Source organism: Fictibacillus enclensis, from assembly GCF_030123385.1.
Classification (GTDB): Bacteria; Bacillota; Bacilli; order Bacillales; family Fictibacillaceae; genus Fictibacillus_C; species Fictibacillus_C enclensis.
Genome location: NZ_CP126109.1, coordinates 959,026 through 983,308 on the forward strand (window position 1 = coordinate 959,026; position 24,283 = coordinate 983,308).

Annotated in this window: 28 protein-coding genes; 22 read left to right on the top strand and 6 right to left on the bottom strand. The window is 46.7% G+C overall.

The genetic code is table 11. From position 1 onward, the window contains the following. The first annotated feature begins 12 nt into the window (after positions 1–12). Both QNH15_RS05195 and paaX read left to right on the top strand, forming a co-directional pair. Positions 13–792 (top strand): enoyl-CoA hydratase-related protein, encoded by a 780-nt coding sequence (locus QNH15_RS05195; protein WP_283893079.1) that lies wholly within the window; start codon positions 13–15, stop codon positions 790–792. A gap of 90 nt (positions 793–882) precedes the next feature. After that, positions 883–1,770 (top strand): phenylacetic acid degradation operon negative regulatory protein PaaX, encoded by an 888-nt coding sequence (gene paaX, locus QNH15_RS05200; protein ID WP_283895444.1) that lies wholly within the window; start codon positions 883–885, stop codon positions 1,768–1,770. Between the two features lie 58 nt (positions 1,771–1,828). On the opposite strand, the gene QNH15_RS05205 is transcribed toward paaX, so the two are convergent. Beyond that, complete coding sequence (locus QNH15_RS05205; RefSeq protein WP_283893081.1) at positions 1,829–2,341, bottom strand: gamma carbonic anhydrase family protein; 513 nt, start codon at positions 2,339–2,341, stop codon at positions 1,829–1,831. Positions 2,342–2,401: 60 nt separating this feature from the next. Here QNH15_RS05205 and QNH15_RS05210 point away from each other — a divergent pair, with 60 nt between their 5' ends. The 11 genes from QNH15_RS05210 (at position 2,402) to lpdA (ending at position 14,464) form a co-directional block, all read left to right on the top strand. Then, complete coding sequence (locus tag QNH15_RS05210) at positions 2,402–3,370, top strand: NAD(P)H-dependent flavin oxidoreductase (protein ID WP_283893083.1); 969 nt, start codon at positions 2,402–2,404, stop codon at positions 3,368–3,370. 134 nt (positions 3,371–3,504) lie between these two features. Beyond that, positions 3,505–4,497 carry an ABC transporter substrate-binding protein gene (locus QNH15_RS05215; RefSeq protein WP_283893085.1) on the top strand — a complete coding sequence of 331 codons (993 nt, stop codon included), beginning with the start codon at positions 3,505–3,507 and terminating at the stop codon, positions 4,495–4,497. Positions 4,498–4,623: 126 nt separating this feature from the next. Further along, on the top strand, positions 4,624–5,643 hold the full coding sequence (locus QNH15_RS05220; RefSeq protein WP_283893087.1) for an ABC transporter permease: 1,020 nt from the start codon (positions 4,624–4,626) through the stop codon (positions 5,641–5,643). Beyond that, positions 5,618–6,412, top strand: coding sequence for an ABC transporter ATP-binding protein (locus tag QNH15_RS05225; protein WP_129477523.1), 795 nt, complete (start codon positions 5,618–5,620; stop codon positions 6,410–6,412). Before QNH15_RS05220 ends, QNH15_RS05225 begins: the two co-directional genes overlap by 26 nt. 124 nt (positions 6,413–6,536) lie before the next feature. Next, complete coding sequence (locus QNH15_RS05230; protein WP_283893089.1) at positions 6,537–7,871, top strand: sodium-dependent transporter; 1,335 nt, start codon at positions 6,537–6,539, stop codon at positions 7,869–7,871. A gap of 250 nt (positions 7,872–8,121) precedes the next feature. Further along, positions 8,122–8,520 carry a thioesterase family protein gene (locus tag QNH15_RS05235; RefSeq protein WP_283893091.1) on the top strand — a complete coding sequence of 133 codons (399 nt, stop codon included), beginning with the start codon at positions 8,122–8,124 and terminating at the stop codon, positions 8,518–8,520. A gap of 64 nt (positions 8,521–8,584) precedes the next feature. After that, entirely contained in the window at positions 8,585–9,685 is a 1,101-nt protein-coding gene (locus tag QNH15_RS05240; protein ID WP_283893093.1) for a Leu/Phe/Val dehydrogenase, read from the top strand. A gap of 28 nt (positions 9,686–9,713) precedes the next feature. Beyond that, positions 9,714–10,775, top strand: coding sequence for a pyruvate dehydrogenase (acetyl-transferring) E1 component subunit alpha (gene pdhA, locus QNH15_RS05245; RefSeq protein ID WP_283893094.1), 1,062 nt, complete (start codon positions 9,714–9,716; stop codon positions 10,773–10,775). A gap of 1 nt (position 10,776) precedes the next feature. Beyond that, positions 10,777–11,775, top strand: coding sequence for an alpha-ketoacid dehydrogenase subunit beta (locus QNH15_RS05250; protein ID WP_283893095.1), 999 nt, complete (start codon positions 10,777–10,779; stop codon positions 11,773–11,775). A 12-nt stretch (positions 11,776–11,787) separates the two neighbouring features. After that, positions 11,788–13,029 carry a dihydrolipoamide acetyltransferase family protein gene (locus tag QNH15_RS05255; protein WP_283893097.1) on the top strand — a complete coding sequence of 414 codons (1,242 nt, stop codon included), beginning with the start codon at positions 11,788–11,790 and terminating at the stop codon, positions 13,027–13,029. Position 13,030: 1 nt separating this feature from the next. Next, on the top strand, positions 13,031–14,464 hold the full coding sequence (lpdA, locus tag QNH15_RS05260; RefSeq protein ID WP_283893099.1) for a dihydrolipoyl dehydrogenase: 1,434 nt from the start codon (positions 13,031–13,033) through the stop codon (positions 14,462–14,464). Positions 14,465–14,562: 98 nt separating this feature from the next. Here the strand turns inward: lpdA and QNH15_RS05265 are convergent, their stop codons facing one another. Next, on the bottom strand, positions 14,563–15,123 hold the full coding sequence (locus QNH15_RS05265; RefSeq protein WP_283893101.1) for a helix-turn-helix domain-containing protein: 561 nt from the start codon (positions 15,121–15,123) through the stop codon (positions 14,563–14,565). 100 nt (positions 15,124–15,223) lie between these two features. Between QNH15_RS05265 and QNH15_RS05270 the strand changes: the two genes are divergently transcribed. The 5 genes from QNH15_RS05270 (at position 15,224) to QNH15_RS05290 (ending at position 18,430) form a co-directional block, all read left to right on the top strand. After that, the gene (locus QNH15_RS05270; RefSeq protein WP_061967337.1) at positions 15,224–15,943 is read left to right on the top strand and encodes an AzlC family ABC transporter permease; all 720 of its coding nucleotides are present in this window, start codon (positions 15,224–15,226) and stop codon (positions 15,941–15,943) included. Then, positions 15,933–16,244 carry an AzlD domain-containing protein gene (locus QNH15_RS05275; RefSeq protein WP_061967340.1) on the top strand — a complete coding sequence of 104 codons (312 nt, stop codon included), beginning with the start codon at positions 15,933–15,935 and terminating at the stop codon, positions 16,242–16,244. Before QNH15_RS05270 ends, QNH15_RS05275 begins: the two co-directional genes overlap by 11 nt. Before the next feature lie 75 nt (positions 16,245–16,319). Beyond that, positions 16,320–16,454, top strand: a complete 135-nt coding sequence (locus QNH15_RS05280; RefSeq protein WP_283893105.1) for a hypothetical protein — start codon at positions 16,320–16,322, stop codon at positions 16,452–16,454. An 85-nt stretch (positions 16,455–16,539) separates the two neighbouring features. Then, complete coding sequence (locus QNH15_RS05285) at positions 16,540–17,415, top strand: Cof-type HAD-IIB family hydrolase (RefSeq protein WP_283893107.1); 876 nt, start codon at positions 16,540–16,542, stop codon at positions 17,413–17,415. 130 nt (positions 17,416–17,545) lie between these two features. Continuing rightward, positions 17,546–18,430 (top strand): glycerophosphodiester phosphodiesterase, encoded by an 885-nt coding sequence (locus tag QNH15_RS05290; protein ID WP_283893109.1) that lies wholly within the window; start codon positions 17,546–17,548, stop codon positions 18,428–18,430. A gap of 13 nt (positions 18,431–18,443) precedes the next feature. On the opposite strand, the gene QNH15_RS05295 is transcribed toward QNH15_RS05290, so the two are convergent. Further along, entirely contained in the window at positions 18,444–18,623 is a 180-nt protein-coding gene (locus tag QNH15_RS05295) for a YetF domain-containing protein (RefSeq protein ID WP_347343369.1), read from the bottom strand. 71 nt (positions 18,624–18,694) lie between these two features. Beyond that, positions 18,695–18,859, bottom strand: a complete 165-nt coding sequence (locus tag QNH15_RS05300) for a hypothetical protein (RefSeq protein WP_283893112.1) — start codon at positions 18,857–18,859, stop codon at positions 18,695–18,697. 131 nt (positions 18,860–18,990) lie between these two features. On the opposite strand from QNH15_RS05300, the gene QNH15_RS05305 reads away from it, so the two are divergent. Together QNH15_RS05305 and QNH15_RS05310 are read left to right on the top strand one after the other, a co-directional pair. After that, positions 18,991–19,818 (top strand): HAD family hydrolase, encoded by an 828-nt coding sequence (locus QNH15_RS05305; protein WP_283893114.1) that lies wholly within the window; start codon positions 18,991–18,993, stop codon positions 19,816–19,818. A gap of 87 nt (positions 19,819–19,905) precedes the next feature. Then, on the top strand, positions 19,906–21,204 hold the full coding sequence (locus QNH15_RS05310; RefSeq protein WP_283893116.1) for a M48 family metallopeptidase: 1,299 nt from the start codon (positions 19,906–19,908) through the stop codon (positions 21,202–21,204). 388 nt (positions 21,205–21,592) lie between these two features. On the opposite strand, the gene motB is transcribed toward QNH15_RS05310, so the two are convergent. After that, positions 21,593–22,372, bottom strand: a complete 780-nt coding sequence (motB, locus tag QNH15_RS05315) for a flagellar motor protein MotB (protein ID WP_061967351.1) — start codon at positions 22,370–22,372, stop codon at positions 21,593–21,595. Next, a complete protein-coding gene (gene motA / locus QNH15_RS05320; protein ID WP_283893119.1) occupies positions 22,365–23,150 on the bottom strand; it encodes a flagellar motor stator protein MotA in 786 nt (261 codons plus the stop codon). The genes motB and motA overlap by 8 nt, the downstream gene beginning before the upstream one ends. A gap of 223 nt (positions 23,151–23,373) precedes the next feature. Between motA and QNH15_RS05325 the strand changes: the two genes are divergently transcribed. Next, positions 23,374–23,577, top strand: a complete 204-nt coding sequence (locus tag QNH15_RS05325) for an RNA polymerase sigma factor (RefSeq protein ID WP_283893121.1) — start codon at positions 23,374–23,376, stop codon at positions 23,575–23,577. Then, positions 23,574–24,149, top strand: a complete 576-nt coding sequence (locus tag QNH15_RS05330) for a TlpA disulfide reductase family protein (RefSeq protein WP_283893122.1) — start codon at positions 23,574–23,576, stop codon at positions 24,147–24,149. Before QNH15_RS05325 ends, QNH15_RS05330 begins: the two co-directional genes overlap by 4 nt. Positions 24,150–24,283: the final 134 nt, after the last annotated feature.

A 24,283-nucleotide genomic window follows, 5' to 3' on the forward strand; every position in this document is an offset into this window, starting at 1 on the left:
GGAGAGAACCACATGCCAGAATCCATTCTTTATCAAGTGAAAAATCATATTGCCTATGTCACGCTGAACCGTCCGGAAGTTCTTAACTGTTTCAACTTTCCCACTCTCCAGCGCCTCGGCGAAGTAGTTGAAGAAATTCATCACAGCCAGGACGTGCGTGTTGTCATTTTTACCGGTGCGGGTGAAAAGGCCTTTAGCGCAGGTGCCGACCTGAAAGAGCGTCGCACCCTTTCTGAAGCAGACGTAAAGCGGAACGTGCGGAAAATCCGTGATGTTTTTTCTAGCATTGAGGCGCTTCCGCAGCCTACCATCGCAGCCATTAACGGCCATGCGTTCGGAGGCGGTTTTGAGCTGGCGTTGGCCTGCGATATCAGAGTATCGTCGGAAGCAGCTTCCATGGGACTTACCGAGCTGAGCTGGGCGATCATCCCGGGTGCAGGGGGAACACAGCGTTTGCCGCGCCTGATCGGTCAGGCAAAAGCGCTTGAGCTGATCCTGACGGCAAAAAAACTCACCGCTGTTGAAGCAGAGCAATACGGCATTCTTAACCGGACTGTGTCCAAAGCAGAGTTGATGGCGGTATGCGAGGAGTACGCAGCGGCTATATTAAAGAATGGTCCCGTTGCTGTACAGCAGGCGAAGTATGCCGTCAAACACGGAATGGAAACCGACCTGCAGACAGGGCTGGCCATTGAAGCCAAAGCGTATGAATTGACCATTCCCACAAAAGACAGGGTCGAAGCGCTTGAAGCATTCGGTGAGAAAAGAGCGCCTGTTTTTAAGGGGGAATAGACTGGGGGACGCAGATGTCTTGTTCCAGACTCCTGGTTTTGGTAGGATAAGAGTCATTAAAAATGGACAGTAAGCAAATGAGGGGACATGATGCAAAACAGTTTAAATACACGATCAATGATTTTTACGCTTTATGGGGATTATATCCGGCACTATGGAAATGAAATCTGGATCGGCAGCCTCATCCGGCTGCTCGAAGAATTCGGCCATAATGAGCAGGCGGTAAGGGCCGCTATTTCCCGGATGAACAAACAGGGCTGGATTGTTTCCCGCAAACAGGGGAACAAAAGCTACTATTATCTAACCCCGCGCGGCGTCAGGCGGATGGATGAGGCGGCCAAACGGATTTTCAAGCTTCAGCCGGAAAAATGGGACGGGTCCTGGTATATGTTCACGTACACCATTCCCGAGGAGAAGCGCAGCATCAGGGATGAGCTGAGAAAAGAGCTCGTATGGAGCGGCTTTGGTCTGTTGGCCAACAGCTTTTGGATCTCTCCGAATAACCAGAGAGAACAGATTAAACAGATGATGGAGAAGTATGAAATACAGGATTATGTCCATTATTTCACAGCAAAATACGAGGGACCGCACAAGAACGCCGAGCTGGTCAATGAATGCTGGGATCTGGCCGAAACAAATAAAAAGTATGATGAATTTATTAAAACGTATTCCCAGAAATATGTGATTGATAAAAATAAAATTGAAAAAGGCGAGATGAGCGAAGGAGAATGCTTTGTGGAGCGCACGAAGCTTGTCCATGAATACCGGAAATTTCTGTTTGTGGACCCCGGCCTTCCACAGGAACTGCTGCCCTCCGACTGGCTCGGAGATTATGCGGCCTCACTTTTTGGCGATTACTACAGAACACTCGCAGGTCCTTCAAGCTCCTTTTTTGAAAAGATTTATCAGGAGGGGAACGAGCTGAAGAAGGATAAATCCTACAATGCGCTGAACCATCCGCTCATTCAGGAGCTTTAAGCCTTTTATGCAAACAAAAAGCACTTCCATCGCAAGGGAAAGTGCTTTTTTAAAACGGTTATTTTAACTCTTGTTTACATTGCTGTCCTTTTTGCCGGTATGTTTCGATGGTTAACGAGATAAGCTCTAAATCCTTATCAGTGAGCTCTCTGACCACCTTGCCTGGGGAGCCCATCACCATCGTCCGGGGAGGGATTTTCTTGCCGGATGGAACGAGGGTATTTGCGCCAATAAACGCCTGTTCACCAATCTCGGCGCCATCGAGAATTGTCGCTCCCATTCCGATCAAGGCGCCTTTTCGGATGGTGCATCCATGCAGGATCACATTGTGCCCGACGGAGACCTCATCTTCAAGCACAAGGGGAAATTGTTCATAAAGATGCAACGTGCAATTGTCCTGGACGTTGCAGCGGTCACCAATCGCAATGGGCCCTTCGTCTCCGCGAAGAACGCTGTTGAACCAAATACTAGATTCCTTGCCGATGGTCACATCGCCAATAATATGTACGCCAGGCGCTATAAAAGCGCTTTCATCGATTTGTGGAGTTTTGCCGTTAGATGGATAGTTCATGTGTAACATCCTCCTTTGGTTTTATCTAAGTATAACAGATTCATAGAAAGGAGAGAGAAGATGAACAGAGTTTGCAAGCAATTGGGAATCAGCTATCCGGTTATTCAGGGAGGGATGGGAAATGCGAGCAATGCCCCTTTGACAGCTGCGATTTCAAATGCAGGAGCTCTCGGCACGATTGGAGTTGGCACCCGATCTCCTTCAGAGGTGGAAACGCTTATTGCGGAGACTGCTTCAAAAACAGAAAAACCATTTGCGGTGAACGTCCCTCTCGCCGTGGCATCAAATCTAAAAGAAATTTTTGAACTCATTATTAACCACCGGGTACCGGTGGTTTCCCTATCAGCAGGAAATCCGGCACCCTATATTCCCCGGCTTCAGGCGCACGGCATAAAAGTCATGTGTGTGGTGGGATCGGTCTATCATGCCAAAAAAGCAGAAGATGCCGGTGCGGATGTCATTGTGGCAGAGGGGTATGAAGCAGCCGGATTGAACTCTCCGTTTGAGACGACGACCATGACCCTGATTCCGCAAGTGGCAGATGCGATAAACGTGCCGCTGGTGGCTGCCGGCGGAATAGGAGACGGAAGAGGCATGGCGGCCGCGATGGTTCTCGGAGCGGAAGGTGTGCAGCTCGGAACGCGCTTTATATCGGTAAAGGAAGCGCCTTTTCATCTTCGCTATCAAGAAGCTCTCATTAAGGCGGGAGACAGGGATACCATGATCGTCGGCCGATCGGTCGGCCGAATAAGAAGAGTCATGCGAACGCCTTATTCGGAGCAATTGCTGTCACGTGAAGAAAACGGGATAACACTTGAGGAATTTAATGAAGTCACAGCTGAAAACCGCCATTTGGCCGGTGCCATGGAAGGCGATTTTGAAAATGGGTATATCAACAGTGGCCAGGTCGCCGGACTGATTAAAAATGTGCCTTCTGCAAGCGAACTGATCCAATCGATCATGGAAGAAGCATCTTTAGCCCTCCAAGGCCAGGCAGAGAAAACCGCCCAATGGCAAAACGTGAAATAGCCTTTTAAAGGATTAGGATTTATAATATAATAAATTTTGTAAATAGTTCGACAAATTACGGGGACATGGCCGTTCAACAAGGACTGCAGCACGATAGGGACATGTCTGATGGAGTAAAAAGGGGGAAAAAGAGAATGAGAAAGTGGAAAAGCTTGCTTGGCGTTTCTCTGGCAGGAGTGTTGCTGCTTGGCGGATGCGGCACAAAGGACGGAAAAGAAGTAAATGGTGAAGCCAAGGATAAGGAGATTAAGATTGGGGTCACCCAGATCGTGGAACATCCGTCACTTGATGCTGCTTATAAGGGGTTTAAAAAGGCGATTTCAGCCAACGGACTGAAAAATGTGAAATATGATGTTCAGCTTGCCCAAGGCGACCCGAACAATTCACAGACCATCGCAAAAAATCTGGTTGGGGACAATGTGGATTTAATTTTTGCCAACTCCACACCAAGTGCGCAGCACGCTCTTAATGCGACAAAAGATATTCCTATCGTGTTCACATCCGTTACCGACCCGGTGGGGGCAAAACTTGTAAAAAGCTTTGACCAGCCGGGAGACAACATTACGGGAACCACGGATACGCATCCTGATGCCATCCCCAAAACCATTGAATTTATTGATAAAGAAACGGACGCCAAAACCGTTGGCCTCATCTATAACAAAGGAGAACAAAATTCCGTCGCTCAGGTGGATCTTGTAAAAGATGCGATGAAAAAATCAGATCTCAAGCCGGTTGAAGTCAGTGTATCTACTTCAGCGGATGTGAAACAGGCAGCGGAGTCCCTTGTAGGGCGTGCGGATGTTTTTTACATTATCACCGATAACACGGTCGTTTCTGCGCTGGAGTCCGTCATCAGTGTAGCAGAGGATAAAGATATTCCGATGTTTGCCGGTGAACTGGATTCAGTAAAGCGCGGAGCCTTTGCCGCTTATGGATTTGATTATTATGACATCGGTTATGAAGCGGGAGAAATGGCGGCTAAAATCTTGAAGGGCGATAAAAAACCGAGCGAACTAAAAGTGCAATATCCTCAAAAGCTTAAACTTGTGATCAATAAAAAAGCAGCAGAAGCGATGGGTGTCAAACTGAAGCCGGAATGGAAATCCATGGCTGAATATACCGAGTAATGCATATGTGTTGGGTTTGGCACAGAATGTCTTTGGGTCAAATCCGGCACGTTTTTTATGAGATTTTTGTAATCTTAGTAGCTTTTGAGAGTATATTAAAATGCATTTTACAGGAGGGATAACATAATGTTTGCACTCTTTAGCGCCTTGGAATCCGGGGTCATCTACGCCATCATGGCTCTAGGGGTATACTTGTCCTTTCGGATTCTGGACTTTCCCGATCTGACGGTAGATGGCAGCTTTGTTACAGGAGCGGCCATTTCAGCCACGTTGATTGTACACGGGCAGAATCCGTTTATGGCCACGATAGCAGGCATGCTGGCGGGCTTTATAGCGGGCTGTCTCACAGGGATTCTGCATACAAAAGGAAAGATCAATCCGCTTTTGTCCGGTATCCTGATGATGATTGCTCTTTATTCCATCAATCTTCGGATCATGGACCAGCGGTCGAATGTTCCGCTACTCGGTGAAGATACTTCGTTTACACTCATCACGGGTTTTTGGCAGAAGCTTGGTATTGACGGTGCGGTCAATAACCTGTTTACAGCCATTGGATTGGGAGGAAGCCTGCCAAAAACGTGGGGGATATTCTTTATCATGGCTATTGTTACGTTATTGATCAAGTTTGCCACCGACTGGTTCCTGAGAACGGAGGTTGGCCTGGCTATACGCGCAACGGGTGACAATAAGCGTATGATCCGTAGCTTTTCCGCAAACACCGACAGCCTGACGGTTTTAGGATTGGGGCTTTCCAACGCCTTGGTGGCATTTGCGGGAGCACTTATTGCTCAATACGGGGGATTTGCCGATGTTGGAATGGGGATCGGGATGATCATTATCGGCCTGGCTTCCGTTATTATTGGTGAAGCGCTGTTTGGTACAAAATCAATTGGCCGGGCAACGCTGGCCGTCATCCTCGGAGCGGTTGTCTATCGCATTATCATTGCGTTCGCGCTGCAAATTGAATTCTTTGAAACCGGTGACCTGAAACTGATTACAGCCCTCATTGTAGTTTGTTCACTTGTTCTGCCCAAATTGCTGGACGCACGAAAAGAGCAGGCAAGAAAAGCGAAGAGAAGACAGCTTCACCGTCAGGCTCTGGAAAGAAAGGGTGAAGAAATTGCTGCAACTAAAATCAGTTCATAAAATCTTCAACGAGGGTACGCCGGATGAAAAAATTGGACTGTCCAACATCCAGCTGGAGCTTGAACCTGGTGATTTTGTTACTGTCATCGGAAGCAATGGAGCGGGAAAGTCCACCCTCATGAACGTGGTTTCTGGGGTTCTTTACCCGGATATGGGCGAACTGCTCATCAAAGGTAAAAACGTCCTCAATCTTCCTGAGCATAAACGGTCAAGGTTTATTGGCCGAGTCTTTCAGGACCCAATGGCAGGTACAGCCCCGACCATGACCATCGAGGAGAACCTGGCCATGGCATACGCGAGAAACAAGCGAAGATCGCTAAAGCGGGGCATTACAAAGAAATCAAAGGAGTTTTTCCAGGAAGCTGTCAAGTCTTTACATCTGGGACTGGAAAACCGTTTCACTGCCAAAGTGGGGCTGTTATCCGGCGGTGAGCGCCAGGCGCTTTCCTTGCTGATGGCAACATTCACCGAGCCGGATATCCTGTTGCTGGATGAGCACACAGCAGCACTGGATCCTTCTCGTGCCGCCCTCATCACGGATTTAACAAAAGAGATTGTTTCCAAGCACCGCTTGACCACGTTAATGGTCACTCATAATATGCAGCAGGCCATCGATCTTGGGAACCGCCTGATTATGATGGATAAAGGCCAGATCATTTTGGATGTGGATGAGGAAAGCAAGAAGCAGCTTACGGTGGAACGGCTGCTGGAAGAGTTTCAAAGAATCCGCGGAGAAAAAATGGCTAGCGACAGAGCGTTGCTTTCATAAACGCCCCTGTAACACTTTACCAGCGGAAAGAACTCTGGGACGCCTTGATTTTTCTCCCCAAAACAGGTAGACTTTGAGCTTAAATATACGGTAGGAATCAAAATTAAGTGGGAGGAAATTTTTTTTGAAGCAGCATGAGCAATGGACGTCAAAATTGGCCTTTATCCTGGCAGCAGCAGGTTCTGCGATCGGGCTTGGGGCGATATGGAAATTTCCTTACGTTGTAGGAACAAGCGGTGGAGGGGCATTCTTTTTACTCTTTTTGCTCTTTACCTTTATTATTGGTTTTCCTCTCCTGATGGCAGAGTTCGTCATCGGCAGGGGGGCACAAAAAGAAGCCATTACAGCGTACCGGATTCTTGCACCAGGCTCCAAGTGGCCATGGCTTGGAAGAATGGGAGTGGCTACAGCCTTCATTCTTTTATCGTTTTATAGTGTGATTGGCGGATGGGTGACGCTTTATTTATATAAAAGTGTGACTGGCCAGGTGTTTGGCCAGGATTACAGCGCTTTGTTCGGAAGCTCCATTTCCAATTCCGCCGCTGTAGTATTTGGACAGTTCGTTTTTATGGCCATCACGATTTTTGTTGTGTCCAGAGGGGTAAAAAGCGGGATTGAAGCGGCAAACAACATCATGATGCCGGCACTTTTCGTCATGTTTGTCGTTCTGATCCTCCGCTCTCTTACCCTGGACGGGGCAATGAAGGGCGTTGAGTTTTTTCTGAAGCCGGACTTTACGTCCATCACCGGAGAATCGGTTCTGTTTGCTCTCGGGCAATCCTTCTTTTCACTGAGTGTAGGGATTTCCGTGATGGCAACGTACAGCTCTTATCTGTCGAAACAGGAGAGTCTGCCGAAATCCGCCACGACAATTGTGAGCCTTAACGTTTTGATTTCGTTGCTTGCGGGACTGGCAATCTTTCCCGGTGTTTTCTCGCTTGGCTTAAAACCAACCGAAGGGCCCGGACTGCTGTTTGTCGTTCTGCCGGCGGTGTTTGAAAAAATCGTATTTGGCCAGGTTTTCTTTGTGATTTTTCTCGCTCTGTTTTTATTTGCGACACTCACTTCGGCATTCTCCATGCTGGAAATTATAGTGGCTTCCATCATTAAGGACGATGTTTCGAAGCGGGCAAAATGGTCCTGGATCATGGGAATCCTCATTTTCCTTGCAGGAGTTCCTTCAGCACTTTCAATGGGGGTATTGGGTGACATTACCCTATTCGGCAAGAATATATTCGATTCTCTTGATTATCTTGTCAGCAACATTCTTCTTCCGCTCGGGGCTCTCTTTATTGCATTGTTTGTTGGTTTCCGCTATCCCAAAAACAAGCTGTACGATGAGTTTACAAGCGGGGCAACAGTCGGAAGAAAAAGTTTTGCCCTTTGGCTGTTATTGATCCGTTATGTTACGCCGATCGTTATCTTAATTGTTTTCTTAAACCAGGTCGGGCTGTTTTAATACACTTCGATCACTTCTACAGGAAAAGCCGGACTGGCACATGGTCCGGTTTTTTTGTGCATTCAGGAGTGATTGACTTCAAATCAAAGGGTACTCATTGACTGATCATTTAACAAAATGATATTATAACGTTAAGAAAACGTTATATAATTATCGAGTTGAATAGTGCGAAGTAGTAGAGGGCATGGACCGGGAATAGGAAAATGTCCTTATTCTTTGCGGTTTAACAATTTCATAATGAGGTGAAAAGATGAAACCAGGGATGAAGATTGGGGACACGGCAACGATAACAGCACGGGTTACACCCGAAATGTTTGCACAGTTTGAGGGAAAGCTGGTTCATCCGGCCTATTCTACCGTTTCAATGGTTTACCATATGGAATGGGCGGCAAGACAAATCATTCTTCCATTTCTAGAAGAGAACGAGGAAGGAATAGGCGGTGGTATTAAAGCAACTCATCTGGCGCCTACCCCTGAAGGGATGCCCCTTTCCATTACCGCAACGCTGACGGAATTGAAAGGAAAGGCCGTGATTTGCGAGGTAGAGGTACGTAATGAAAAAGCGGTCGTGGGCCAGGGAGAAGTCACCCAATATATTTTGCCCAAAGCACAGATCTCAAAAAAGCTGGAAGAGATGAAAGTTTTATAGAATAAAATGTAAGCGCTTACTTTAAAGCGACAAAGAGTCAAAGGATCATCAGGGGGGAGAAAACATGTTTGAAAAAATATCGCAGCATGAACAAGTGGTATTCTGCAATGATCCGGCCAGCGGGTTAAAAGCAATCATCGCCATACATAATACCACGCTTGGACCGGCGCTGGGGGGATGCAGAATGCGGCCGTATAAATCCACAGACGAAGCACTTGAGGATGTACTCCGGCTGTCCCGTGGCATGACCTATAAATGCGCCGGAGCCGACGTCGATTTCGGCGGAGGAAAGTCGGTGATCATCGGAGATCCTACAACCGATAAATCTCCCGCTCTGTTCCGGGCGTTTGGCCAGTTCGTAGATTCATTGAACGGAAGGTTTTATACCGGCACAGATATGGGGACTACGCCGTCGGATTTTGTGCATGCATTAAAGGAAACCGCCTGTATTGTCGGAGTGCCGGATGAATACGGGGGAAGCGGTGATTCCTCTGTTCCGACAGCCCAGGGTGTTATTTACGGTTTAAGAGCCACCTTGCAGACCCTCCTTGGAACCGAGGATCTCTCCGAAATGTCCTACAGTATCCAGGGACTGGGGAAGGTTGGGTATAAAGTGGCTGAGCAGTTGATCGCGGCAGGTGCCCGGGTCTATGTAACCGATATTAATCCTCAGGCGCAACAAAGCATTGTGGAGCGGGCTGAACTTCTTCCGGGAAGCGTTGAAGTGGTTGAGGGGAATGAGATCTACGGAGTGGATGCCGATATTTTTGTTCCCTGTGCGCTCGGAGGTGTCGTGAATGACGAGACCATTGACAGGCTGAAGGTTAAAGCGGTAGTGGGAAGTGCCAACAACCAGCTGCTTGAAGATAAACACGGAATCTACCTTCAGCAAAAAGGGATTCTGTACGGCCCGGATTATATCGTGAACGCAGGAGGGCTGATCCAGGTAGCCGATGAACTGTACGGACCGAATAAAGCGCGCGTGCTGAATCAGACAAAGGCCATCTATGATTCACTTCTTGAAATCTATAAACAAAGCAGGGAGCTGAATCTTTCAACCATGGAAGCAGCAAACCGTTTTTGCGAAGACCGGATCGAGCAGCGAAAGAAGCGAAACAGTTTCTTTTCCCATCAACAGCGGCCAAAGTGGAGCGTCAGGCATTAGAAGATCCTAAAACCAAGGAGGAGTTAACATGGAGACCCAATTTCCCAAAAAACAAATTCTGAATGAAGATGGAGTAGTGGTGGATGATGCCTATAAAAGCATGCTGGACGAGAGCCTGGTAAAAACATTGTATACGAAAATGCTGAGAGCACGGCTGTTCGACCGAAAGGGTGTTAATCTTCAACGGCAAGGACGCATCGGCACCTATGTCCCTTTTGAGGGCCAGGAAGCGGCCCAGATCGGCAGTTCAATGGCAATGGAGGAAGGAGACTGGATGTTTCCGACCTATCGTGATCATGGGGCTACCTTAACGTTTGGCCATTCGCTAAAGAATGTGCTTTTGTACTGGAAAGGACGCCAGGAAGGCTGCATCCCTCCAGAGGGTATAAAGATTTTTCCTCCTGCTGTGCCCATCGCTTCCCAGCTTCTCCACGCTACAGGAGCGGCATGGGCTGAAAAAATGAAAGGAACGGACCGTGCCTCCATCGTTTATTTTGGGGACGGAGCCACATCTGAAGGGGATTTTCATGAAGGGTTGAATTTCGCCAGTGTGTTTAACATTCCAGTGGTCTTTTTTAACCAAAATAACGGATTTGCCATATCGGTTCCGGTCGAAAAACAAATGAAATCCAAAACGATCGCCCAAAAGGCAGTCGGATATGATATCGAAGGCATCAGGCTGGATGGAAATGATGTGTTTGCGGTTTATTTCCATACGAAAACTGCGGTGGAGAAGGCCCGCGCCGGCGGTGGTCCGACGCTGATTGAAGCTGTGACCTGGAGATATGGAGCTCATACAACAGCAGACGATCCGTCCAAATACAGAGACCAGAATGAAAGTAGTATCCGCCGTGAAACTACGGATCCTCTTGCTCGTCTTGAGAAGTTTATGCAGCAAGAAGGCATCTGGGAGCCTTCATGGCAAAAGGAGCTGGAACAAGACATCACTCTGGAAATTGAAGCTGCGGTAAATGAAATGGAGAACGAACAGCCGCCGCATCTAAATGATATGTTTGACCACGTTTTTGCCGAGAATCCATGGCCTATTGAGGACCAAAAAGAAGCATATGCACATGTGAGGGGGGAATAGCATGGCGACAGCAGCAGTTGGCACAAAGAAACTGACGCTTGTTCAGGCAGTTACCGATGGACTGAGAACTATGATGAGAGAAAGTGAAAACGTAATTGTTCTCGGTGAGGATGTCGGGCGAAATGGAGGAGTATTCCGGGCAACCGACGGATTGATGGAAGAGTTTGGGGATCAGCGCATTATCGATACGCCACTCGCTGAGTCTGGCATTATCGGAACCTCGATCGGCCTTGCCATGAACGGATTCCGACCGGTTGCCGAAATGCAGTTTCTTGGATTCGTCTATCCGGCATTTAACCAAATTATGACGCATGCCTCGAGGATACGTTCCAGAACGCTCGGAGCATTTACCGTTCCCATGGTCATCCGTGCGCCATTTGGTGCCGGCGTACGAGCTCCGGAAATCCATTCGGATTCGGTTGAAGCCCTGTTTACGCACATGCCGGGCATCAAGGTTGTGGTGCCGTCCAATCCATACGACGCGAAGGGGCTTCTCATTGCGAGCATCGAGGACCCTGACCCGGTTCTTTTTCTGGAGCCGATGAGATGCTACAGAAGCTCAAAGATGGACGTTCCGGACAGCAAATATACCGTTGAAATTGGAAAAGGCCGTGTGATGAAGGAAGGGGAACAGGTAACCATTTTAACTTATGGGGCCATGGTTGACGCTTCTTTAAAAGCGGCGAATGAAGCTGAAAGCAAAGGGATCAGCGTGGAGGTTATCGATCTGCGTACATTGTATCCGCTGGATAAAGAATTGATTGCCCAGAGTGTTCAGAAGACGGGGAGAACGGTCATTGTCCATGAAGCTCCCTCCACCGGCGGTCTGGGGGACACTCTCATTTCGCTCATCAATGACACGTCTTTCTTATATATGAAGGCGCCTATTGAGAGGGTTACCGGGTTCGACACACCTGTGCCGATGTTTGCACTGGAAGATCATTACCTTCCCAATGCAGCAAGAATTACATCTGCAATTCATAAAGTGATCAACTTTTAGGAGGGCTTGTTTATGGTGGAAGTAAAGCTGCACGATATAGGTGAAGGTATGCATGAGGGTGAAATTCTGCACTTTTTTGTCAAAACGGGAGACGTGGTTTCCATTGACCAGCCTCTGGTTGAAGTCCAGACCGACAAGGTAACCGCGGAGCTCCCTTCCCCTGTGGCCGGAAAAGTAACCGACATTCTTGTAAAGGAAGGAGAAACCGTTACCGTTGGAACCGTCCTGCTCTGTCTTGAAAGTGAAGGAGCATCCGCTGTTCCCCAAACGCCGAAATCACAGGAACCTTTAATGGAAGCAGGAGCGGACAGCAGTCCTTCCAGTGGGCAAGCATCTCTGGCCATGCTCAACAAACGGGTGCTTGCCGCTCCCTATACCCGAAAAGTGGCAAGGGACCACGGCGTGGACATTGAGCAGATTACCGGAACAGGACCGGCAGGGCGGATCACGGAGGAAGATGTTCTCCGTTTCGTCAATGGAACCGAGACTTCCATAAGAAAAGAACAGCCGGTTGCCCCAACGATAAACAAAGAATTACCTGCAGGTGAGACGGAAGAGATCCCGTTCAGGGGACGCAGGAAGCAAATCGCCAAAAAGATGACGCAATCCCTGTTTACGATCCCGCATGTGACACACTTTGAAGAAGTGGATATGACAAATGTACTGGAGCTGAAAAAGCAGCTTAAAATGCTGGATCCTGACAAAAGCAAAGGCTTTGCTATTTCTGTTGCCTCTTTTTTCATAAAAGCGATCCAGCTGGCTCTTGCCGATTTCCCGGTCTTTAACAGCAAATTGGATGAAGAAAAGGAAGTCATCAGGCTCGAAAAGCAGGTGAACATCGGAATTGCGACGGATGCAGAAGATGGACTGATTGTCCCTGTTATTAAAAATGTCGAACGCCGTTCCATAAAGGACATCAACCGTGACATGAAAAAGAAAATCACAAAAGCAAAAGAAGGAACGCTAACGAGGGAAGACCTTACAGGCGGGACGTTTACCATTTCCAACGTAGGACCGCTTGGCAGCATGGGGGCAACACCGATCATTAACGCTCCTGAGGTCGCTTTGATGGCGTTTCATAAAACAAAGAAAATGCCGGTCGTTATCCATGATGAAATCCAAATCCGTTCGGTCATGAATGTGTCCATGTCCTTTGACCATCGTGTGGCCGACGGAGCAACGGCAGTACAATTTACAAACCGGTTCAAGGAACTGATTGAAAATCCTTCAGTTATGGTATTGGAGCTGATATAAGATGGTGGTAGGTGAATTTGTCCAAAACAGGCAGCTGATCATCGTGGGCGGAGGGCCCGGTGGCTACAACGCCGCCATCCGAGCTGCCCAGTTGGGGCTGGAAGTGACCCTTATTGAAAAAGAAGACTTGGGCGGTGTCTGCCTCAATACAGGATGCATCCCTTCCAAAGCTCTGACTCATGCCGCCGCGCAATATGCCTCCATGCCCCATCTAAAAGAAATGGGAATTCAGACAGAGGCAACGCGTTTTGAATGGTCGTCGTTTATCGAATATCAAAAGAAAATCGTTACCGGTTTGCAAAAAGGAGTTGAAGCTCTTTTTAAGGCGAACAAAATCGAAGTGATCAAAGGAACCGCAACGTTTATGTCCGAGAATCGAATTGGGGTGGATTCCGGCCATCACTATGAGATGTATCAGTATGAAAATGCTCTTGTGGCAACAGGGGCCAGGCCGGTAATGCCTTCCGGGATCAGCCGGGCTGAAGAGAAAATCATATACGCGGAGGAACTGAGAAACCTGAACGGGGTACCAGGACATCTCGTGGTATGCGGTTCGGATTATATCGCTATAGAGACGGCCATGGCTTTCCGTAATTTGGGGGCAGACGTATCCCTGATCTGCAGTGATGATACGTTTGGTCTTGATGAATCTATTGCCAGGGAGCTTCAGAGGGTATACAAAAAAGTGAAAATTAAACTTTTTAAAAATGCTGAGCTGCTTGAGGCTGAGGCAGGCGGGGAAGCGGTCACCATCACGCTTCAAAGCGTGAAGGAAAAGATAACCTTGGATGCCGATGTAATTGTTTTTACCGATAATTATCAGCCGAACACAAATGAACTGGGTCTTGAATTTATCAAGGTTCATTTGGATGACGAGGGATATATCGTGGTCAATGAATATGGAGAAACCAGTGTCCCTGGAGTTTATGCTGCAGGAGATTGCACCATCGGTATGAGGCTTGCCAGCAAGGCGATTAAACAGGGTAAAGTGGCTGCCGAGCATATTGGCGGGTTGAGCTCTGCATACAGCCTGGCCCTTGTTCCTCAAGTCATTCACAGCACACCTCCCATAGCAACCGTTGGATGGACGGAAAAGGAAGCGAAAGAGCAGGGATTTGAGGTTAAGACCGGCCAGTTCGCCATGGGTGGCAATGGGTTTGCCAGCCTTAGCGGGCAAAAGGAGGGGCTGGCTAAAATGGTTATAGACGCCAAAACAGACCTGTTGCTTGGAGTTCACATGATGGGAGCTGGGGCTGCTGAAATGATCAGCACGGGAACGCTGGCATTGGAAATGGCCGCCCGAGATGAAGATCTTTCGTATCCTGTTTATGCCCATCCATCATTGAGCGAAACCTGGCTTGAAGCGGTTGAACAAGCAACCGGAAAAGCCATCCATTTGCCTCCGGCACGCAGAAAAGAAACGGCAACATCTTAAAATTTTGAACGGCACCCCGAATGTTTAGCTTTGCTAAATTCTGGGGTGCCGTTTCTTTTTAGAATGTTTCCGTTGAATGGGGCTTAGGGTCTGTACCATTATGCCCTGGGATACGGATAATAGATCATCATGATCAATTTGGCAGGGCTGTCGCCATGGTTTTGATAACAGTGCGTAAAGTTGGCAGCGAATCGCAGATTTTCCCCCGTTGATAATGTGTAGGTATTTTCGTGAACAGTCAGAGCAAAGCTGCCTTCTTCGACTAACAGGTATTCTTCCACACCATCGGGGTGAGCTTCAGAACAATAATTGCAGCCGGGAAGAAGCTCCAATGAGTAGATTTCAAACGATTTCCCCGGTTCAACCGGGAACAGAGGACGGACGAGAAAGGTGCCACTGGCATCGGCAATCGGATTGATTTCGTTCGTGATGACCTTTTTTATGGAAGGCTGATCTTCTTCAACAAAGGAGCTGAATGATACTCCAAACCCATTCGCAATTTTCCACAACGTGCTTACTGTCGGGTTGGATTCTCCCCGCTCGATCTGGCTTAGCATCGGTTTGGATACGCCGGTTGCATGGGCGGCCTGGTCCAGGCTCCAGCTTCGCTGGCCTCGCATGGCTTTTAATCTCTTACCTATAATTTCGGTTAAATTCATAGGAATAAATGCTCCTTGTGAAATTGTTTTACATAACATACAATATGTACAATATAACATATAATTCTGAATAAAGTGAACAAAAGGAGTGTTCTTCATCATGATCCCGATTCCTGCTATTTCTGCTGCAAATCATGATTTCAAGAGAGGAATCCAGGCGGGACTGTCCATTGCCATCGGTTATTTGCCTATTGCTTTTACATATGGTCTGCTGGCAAAGTCGAGTGGATTGTCACTGCTTGAAACAGTTGGAATGAGCATCATTGTTTTTGCAGGAGCATCCCAATACATTGCTCTTTCCATGATTGCAGCGGGTACAGGTGCTTTTGAAATCATCATCACTGCCTTTATCATGAACATCCGCCACCTGCTGATGAGTGCTTCGTTAAACGAAAAAATGGAAGAGGATACGAAGTGGAGAAAAGCCGTGTACGGCTTCCTCATTACAGATGAGACCTTTTCTGTCGCAGCAACACGGACTGAAAGGAAACTTGCTTCTTCTTTTATGCTGGGACTTGGTTTAACGGCCTACGGAAGCTGGGTGATCAATTCGGGCATCGGATACCTGATCGGAGCAGGACTGCCGGAAACCATTCAGGCCGGAATGGCGGTTGCATTATATGCCATGTTTATCGGCCTTCTTGTTCCATCTGCCAAAAAATCCAGCAAGGTCATACTCCTGGCAGGTACAGCTGCTCTGTTGAATTCGCTGTTTTCATTGTATGAGCCACTGTCAGGAGGATGGGGCATTATTCTATCCACCATTATTTCGGCAGCCGGCATTGAATTTTTGATGAAGGAGGAAGCCCATGGAAACTAATTTGCTCTGGATGATTGCCGGTATGGGGGTGGTCACCTATCTTCCGCGTGTGCTGCCGCTTATTGCCCTGGATACGGCCATTATCCCCCAGAAATGGCAGAGCATCCTGAAGAATGTTCCATTTGCCATTCTTGGGGCCTTGATTTTTCCCGGAATTCTGCACATCAATGAAGGCAGCATGTGGTATGGCATTGTGGGAGCCGGTATAGCTTTGCTTTCTTCATGGCTGAACTGGAACATCATTCTCGTGGTCCTAAGTTCGGTGTTGGCCGTAAGCCTTTTCTCTTTTTTGGGATTATAACATAAAGATGATTAAGGTTTTCTTTCTTCAATCATTATGATAGTATGAATACCCAAACGATAGGAGGGGAATCAAATGTATCTTCATATGATTCGTTTTGCTTTAATCGGTTTGTTTTCAATGACGGCGGCTTCCCTCATCTTGTTTCAGTCTCTGGAAGTTTTTCATGCCTTCCTGGACATTTTTACAGGTTTTTTTCATAGAGATTAAAGGGTAAAGAGCTATACTTAGCTCTTTTTTTTATGAAAAAGGGCACACTGAAAAAGGAAAGACGGAGATAAAGGATGATTGTTAAATGAAACTTATAGCAATAGATATGGATGGAACACTTGTCAGCAAACAACTGAAGGTTACCAAAGCAAACAAGGAAGCCATTCAAAGGGCTCGTGAAAAAGGGCATATGGTGGTTATTGCGACGGGAAGATCCTTTGATGAAGCACGCTATACACTTGGTGAAGCAGAGCTGCATCTTCCGCTGATTTGTGTGAACGGAGCAGAAATCCGTAATGAGAAATGGGAGAAAGTCACCAGTATCCCAATTCCGTTCAAGCAATATTTTAATGTGGAAAAGGCGCTGCGCGCAAACAACATTTATTATGAAGTCTATACCAGTGAGGGGACCTATACCGATAACCGTGAGAAGGCCTTCAAGGTAATGAAGGATATCGTACTCACCTCCAATCCGGATGCGACAGAAGATGATGTGCATAAAGCCGCATTGCGCCGTTTTAAGCTTGGGACGGTCAAGTATATCCATGATTACGACCTCTTGATGGAAAGAGAAGGCCTTGAAATTTATAAAGTGCTGGCATTTTCCAGCGAACCGGAAAAAGTGGCCAATTCGGTTGAACGATTGAAACAGATTGATCATCTGGCGGTCAGTTCTTCCGCCAACAACAACCTTGAAATTACTAATGCAGATGCACAAAAGGGATTTGCACTCGAAAAATTTGCGAAGCTGAATAACATCAGTCTTGAGGACACGATGGCAATCGGTGATAATTACAATGATGTTTCCATGCTTGAAAAGGCGGGCATCAGCGTTGCCATGGGCAATGCCTATGATGAAATCAAAACTATCGCCAAATTCGTGACCAAGACAAATGACGAAAGCGGCGTCGCCTATGCCATTGAAAATTATCTCGAAGAACGGAAAACAAGCCTGGCTTAACACGCCGGGTTTTTTTATGTAAGTAAATAATTAATATATATATTTACATGAAATTTACCAGGTTTTCAAAAGGGCTTAATACTCTCTTGGTACGCTTTTCTCAGATGGAAAAGAGGAAGGGGAGAGAAAATTGAATAAAAAAATGAAAACATTGCTGGGTGCCGCTGTTCTTGGGGCGAGTTTATTTGCAGGTACAACGACGGAAGCCGCAAAAAATCCGCATCATGACGTGCTTGATATCGCCCACAGGGGAGCGTCAGGATATGCGCCGGAGCATACGCTCACTTCTTATAAAATGGGTGACCGTATGCATGGGGATTACATAGAAATCGACCTTCAAATGACGAAAGACGGCAAGCTGATTGCCATGCATGATGAGACGGTAGACCGTACGACAGATGGAACAGGGAAAGTTAAAGATTTTACGCTGGAGCAGATTAAACAGCTGGATGCGGGCTCTTGGTTTAACGAAAAATACCCGCAGTATGCCAATCCGCGCTATGAAGGGTTACAGGTTCCAACGCTTGAGGAAATCTTTAAGACGTTCAAAAAAAATAAAAAATATTACATTGAAACCAAATCACCTGATGTTTACCCTGGCATGGAGGAGGAGCTTTTGCGTCTGGTAAGAAAGTATCACATCAACAAAGACACACTTTTTGTTCAATCTTTCAGTAAAGAAAGCCTGTTGAAAGTGCATGAGCTTGATCCATCCGTGAGACTGATCCAGTTGTTATCCTACAAGAAGCATGCTGTTCTGACGGATCAGGAAGCAGCAGACATGAAGAAATATGCAGTGGGGATCGGGCCGAACTTCAATTACCTGGACCAAGCCTATGTGCAAACCGCGCGTCAAGCCGGCCTGGATGTGCATCCTTATACAGTAAATGAGGCAACGGATATGCAAAGGCTGATTGATTGGGGAGTTACCGGAATGTTTACGAACTTCCCGGATAAGCTTCACCGGCTTATAAAAGAAAACCGTCATCCTCATCATAAAGCAGAAGCTAAATAAAACGCGAAGCCGCTCAGACAATGAGCGGCTTTGTATTGTCTTTGGGAGCAATATACAGTGTTCTATCTTCCTGAAGCTGTGCGAGAAACACCGATTTGCTGGAGGAAATGCCGGCTTTATGAAGCTTGCTCTGTACCCATTTATCACTTAGTCCGTATTCCTTCAAATTCCCTCTCATCAGTTTCCCATCCACGAAATTCAATGCCCAGGATCAAGAGCACCCAAATGACCACGGCAACAATTCCGTTGGAAATGGAAACATCCTTATAATGAATGATCATCTCTCCGACGATTTCCAAAGGCAATACTTGTTGCGTAATTGAAGTATGTAAGTTCACCCAACTGCTTTTTGCCGAGGACTTTTGTGAACAATAATAAGAAAGCCAGTCCCAATAGGGTTCTGTATGCCGTTTCTACCATTCCGTCCATGCGCTCACCTCTTTTTCACTAGTCTTATTTTGGCCGGAAAACAGCGATCACAAACACTGGAAAAGGATCAGTCCTGTTTTACTTCACCGCTTATTGCGAATACAATAGATGGGGAAAGGAGTGGAGAAGAGTTGAGAGATCTGATAGAAAATAGTGAGCTTTTAATCTTTGATCTGGACGGAACCTTATACGAGGACACGGACCATTTTGACTATTACTGTCGTTTGCTCCAGCAACGGGCAGACCGTGGGATTCAGGAGGAATTTTACGGGGCGTACGAGAAAATGAAGAAGGGGCTTCATCCGGTGGCCGTTGGAAAAGTGTATGACCTGAAATTGGACATGGCACTTACGGTTGATCCTCTAACCCTGCAGGTAACCGCTGCTCATCACTGGGATGGCTCCCCCATGGAAGAAGAAACCTTGAAAAGGGAATATCCTGGTGAGTTACTCTATGATTTCGAACGGTTTATCGCCATTGGTGACGGATGGTGGCTGCCTTATGTCACTGCCATGCATTACGGCCTTACGCAGCAGGATACATGGGACGCCTATAACGCGACAAAACTCTATATGGTCAGTGATGAATTTTCATTATCTAAAACACCTGGTTTAAAAGAAAGCCTGGAACGCCTGAAAAAGGACAAGTACCTTGTCTTAATGACAAACAGTGAAGAAGATGATGTGCTAAGACTTCTCAAGGAGCTGGGTCTGGACGGACTTTTCCATGCCATTTATCCATCCACCCAAAAGCCGGTCAAAACAAAAGAAGTATTGTCTGAGATCCTGGCGAAATGGAAGATTGCTCCGGAGAAAGCTGTTTCCATCGGTGATAACTTTATCAATGAGATTGCTCCTGCCCTGCTAATGGGCTTAAACGCAGTATACATACAGCCCAACGGCTACCAATTACAGCATGATAATTTAACGGTGGTTCCCACGCTGGCGGATGCTTTTTAAAGAATGGACCACCTTAGCTCTTTTTTGTTCTATTTCGGACAAAGTTACCTAAACTAGGTAATAGGATGTCCGTAAGGAGGAGAGCGTGTGAAAAAGGCACTTTTGTTTGCCACAGGCTTTATTTTATATGGTGTGCTGATGTGGTATTACTTGTTGCATGGAGCTCATACTGAGCTGCCGATTCAGTACCGGGGATCGGCCGCTGATCCGACCATGTTTATGAACGGCCGTCAGTTGAAACTGAGCTATGATTTCTCCCGGCTGAAAGACTGGATTTACTTCTTATCCGTTCCATTGGAATGGTTGATTTACCTGCTTGTATTGGGATTTGGCCTTTCGAAAAAGATGGGCAGCGCCGTGAAGGGCATCACCCGGTTTTCACTCGTTCATACCGGGCTTTATGTTCTGTTGCTTTCCTTTGTAAGCTGGCTTTTGACGTTCCCGCTGCGATATTACAGCTATACTGTTTCCAGGGATTATCACATTTCAGTTCAGCTGTTCAAAGGCTGGATGAAGGACAGTCTCATCGATTTTTGGGTGGGATGGTTATTTACCTTTCTCACCGTTGTTGTCATCTATTTCTTTATCAGGAAAGCCAAAAAGAAATGGTGGCTGTATGCCTGGCTGATTTCCATTCCATTTACCATTTTCATGTACTTTATCCAGCCAGTTGTGATTGATCCGCTGTACAACAAATTCTATCCATTGAAGGACCAGGCGTTAAAAGAAAAGATCTTGACGCTTGCCGACCGGGCGGAGATACCCGCTTCAAATGTTTATGAAGTGAATATGTCAGAAAAGACAAACTCCCTGAACGCGTATGTGAATGGAATCGGCTCGAATTTGCGGATTGTGCTGTGGGATACCACACTTGATCGTTTGAATGATAAACAGGTTTTATTCGTCATGGCACATGAAATGGGACATTATGTGATGAACCACTTGTACCAGAATTTGATCGGAGCGATTATTCTTACGCTTTTCGGGTTATTTCTGGGAAGCAAGGTCTATACGTGGGCCCTGGCAAAATGGGGGAAACGATGGGGAATTAAAGGACCAGGGGATATTGCCGGACTCCCTGTTCTGCTTTTGATATTCAGTCTTCTCTCTTTTCTGGCCGGACCAGTGGAAAATGCCGTTTCCCGTAAAGCCGAAAAAGATGCAGACCGGTACGCCATTGAAATGACTAAAGATCCAGAAGCGGCTGTAGGAGCTTTCCAGAAGCTGACGATTTCCGGACTCAGCGAGGTGAATCCGCCAACGCTGGTGAAATTCTTTTTATACGGGCATCCCACCATGCTCGAGAGAATCACCTTCCTGGATTCCTACAAGGACAAATATGAGCCAAAAGAACTTCAAAAAGCAAAGAAGCAAAAGCAGGAGTAAAAAAGGGGCTATCCAAAAAGTCTGGAAGCCGTTGATTTTCGTTCCAGGCTGCTCGCTTTTACCGGCGCGAGCGCCTACTTTCGTGGGGCGTGCGGTGAGCCTTACCGGCGTGAACGCCTACCTTACCGGCGTGCGGTGAGCCTTACCGGCGTGAACGCCTACCTTTTGGCGCACGCGCCTGCGGTACCGGTGCTAGCACCTACTTAGTCTCACCTGTCACGCTAGTCCCACAGGACAAGGAACGCTGCGGCAGCGGTGCATCGCACGAAGAAAATGTGATTTTCATTTTCGAGGATCTCGCGCCTTCCACTACAATCAACTTTCCTGGAAGCTTTTTACGCAAAGGAGCTGCCTGAAGGTCAATTTTTGACTTTCAGGACAGCTCCTTTTATTTGTCTTTTTCAAGGCTGTAGTTTGGAAGGACGAGAACCTCAACCCGCCGGTTTTTCGCCCTGCCTTCAGCTGTTTTGTTGCTCGCTCTCGGACGGTATTCGCCATATCCGCTGGCACTGAGCGTTTTAGGGGAGAGGTTGGGGTTGGTGCGCAAAATCTGCATAAAATTAATGGCACGCATGGCGCTCAGTTCCCAATTGGACGTATACTGCGCATTCTTGATTGGAACGTTATCGGTATGCCCTGCGATAATAATGTTTCGCGGCGGATTCGTCACAAGCAGTTTGGATAAATCTTTCCCAATGCCTACTGATTCCGGTTTGACTTCCGCGCTTCCCGAATCAAACAGCGCATTATCTAAAATGGTAATTAACAGCCCGTTTTCCGTCAGTTTGGTCTGCAGGCTTTTTGACAGGTCCTTGTCTTCGATAAAATTGTCAATGTGTTTTTTTACCTCTTGAAGGGATTCCAGTTCCTTCTTCGCTTTTTCCATGCGTTCTTTTTCCTGAAGGGACAGTTGAACCAGCTTCTCTTTATCCGGCAGTGGATCTGTTTCCGGAGATGAAATGGGCGCTTGTTCCTCCATCATGCCGGTTCCTCCTGTAAATTCGTCATTGAACGCACTTGCCATCTGCTTGAATTTGGAGGCATCGACCTCACTCATGGCGAACAGAACGATGAACAGTGCCAGAAGAAGGGTCAGCATGTCTGAATAGGGAACCAGCCAGGATTCATCCACATGATCATCGTGCTTCTTCCTCTTCCTTCTAGCCATTATTTACACCTTCCTTAACCTTCTCTCGTTCACTGGATGGCACATACGTTAATAATTTTTCTTCCAGGATTTTTGGAGAGGTTCCATCTTGTATGGAAAGGATGCCTTCAATCATGATTTCCTTGAGGAAGATCTCGTGCTGTGATTTTCGCTTCAGTTTATTTGCAAAAGGATGCCATAAAACATATCCCGTAAAAATACCAAACAGGGTGGCAATGAACGCGGCGGATATAGCATGGCCAAGCGCTTCAATATCGTCCATGTGGCTCAGGGCGGCGACAAGACCCACCACAGCTCCCAGCACTCCCAGTGTCGGCGCGTACGTTCCTGCCTGTGTAAAAATGGCTGCGTTGCTTAAATGCCGGTCCTCCATGGTCTCGAGATCTTTCAATAAAACATCTTTTATAAATTCAGGAGATTGTCCATCCACGATCATTTTAACTCCCTGCTTTAAGAAAGAATCATCAATTTCTTCCGACATCGGCTCTAGAGCAAGCAGACCTTCTTTTCTTGCAATCGTCGCCCACTCGATAAAGAGACGGATCAAGTCTTCTATGGGAACGACCTTTTGGTCTGTAAACAATAGTTTAAAAAGGCCGGGAAGCTTTTTTACTTCATGCACCGGAAAGGCAATCAATATGGCTGCTGCCGTCCCTGCAAAAATAATCAGTAATGCCGCAGGATTGAACAGGGAAGAAAGCGCAACCCCTTTTAGAACCATCCCGGCTCCTATGGCAATAATGCCCGTGATGATGCCGATAACTGATGTTTTGTCCATTTTTGTTTCATCCTCGTTTTTTGCTATTTTCGTATATTATGTATATCGGCTGCTTCAAACGGATATTTATAGGTCGATAGTGGGAGACAGGTGAAAGAATTTACGAAAAAAGTCATCCAAATGGCAATTTCGTACGTTAGCTTTATAACTACTTTCCGATGGGATAAGACAAAGCGAAACTCAATCGGTATAATAGCAGTAAAACCAACCTAAGGAGAATAGTATGTCAAAGCTTACTGATTTTGAACTTTATACCAAAGTTCAAAATGGGGATAAATCAGCCCTGGAGCAGATTTACGATCGATATGAAAAGCTGCTGTTTTCCTTTTCCTTCCGAATGATCCAGAGTAAGGATACCGCCGAAGATGTGGTACAGGAAGTGTTTGTTAAACTTTGGAGAAAAAAAGGGGTCTGGGCTTTTTTATGAAAACAAAACCATTATTGATGATTTTAGTACTGATTGCACTGATCGGGATTGGTGTCTGGACGTCACAGAAGGAATCCCACAGCGCCCGTGAAAATCCAAAGCCGACAGAAAGCTTTCAACCGGTGAACGGAAACGGACAGACAGGCCTGAAGCCCGGCAATACCCTTCCAGATGCGGCTTTGACTTCGTTGGAAGGGAAAACCGTTTCGTTAAAAGAGTTTCGGGGGAAAAAAGTCATTTTGAACTTTTGGGCTACATGGTGTCCTCCTTGCCGTAAAGAAATGCCGGATATGCAGAAAATGTACAGCCGCCATAAAGATGATCAACTGGAGATTGTGGCCATCAATCTAAGGTATACGGAAAAAAGTACGGAGGCAGTCTCCGATTATGTAGAGCATCGAAAAGCCTCCTTTCCGGTTCTGCTTGATCGGGAGGGGAAAGTCAGTAAAAAATTTCAGGCTGTTTCGCTTCCTACCAGTTATTTGATTGATTCCAACGGAGTGGTCCAAAAAAAAATTATTGGCCCGTTATCACCTAGTCTTATGTCAGAGTTTATTAAACGCTCCAAATAACCCCCTTTTCACGGGGGTTTTAGTCTTTTTATCCTAAAATTTTACATTGAAAAATTAGGCAATTCGAATACTAGGAGTTTTTGACTTTTTAGCGAAATAGTAAAAGGGGAATAGAGGCTATATCAATCCAACTA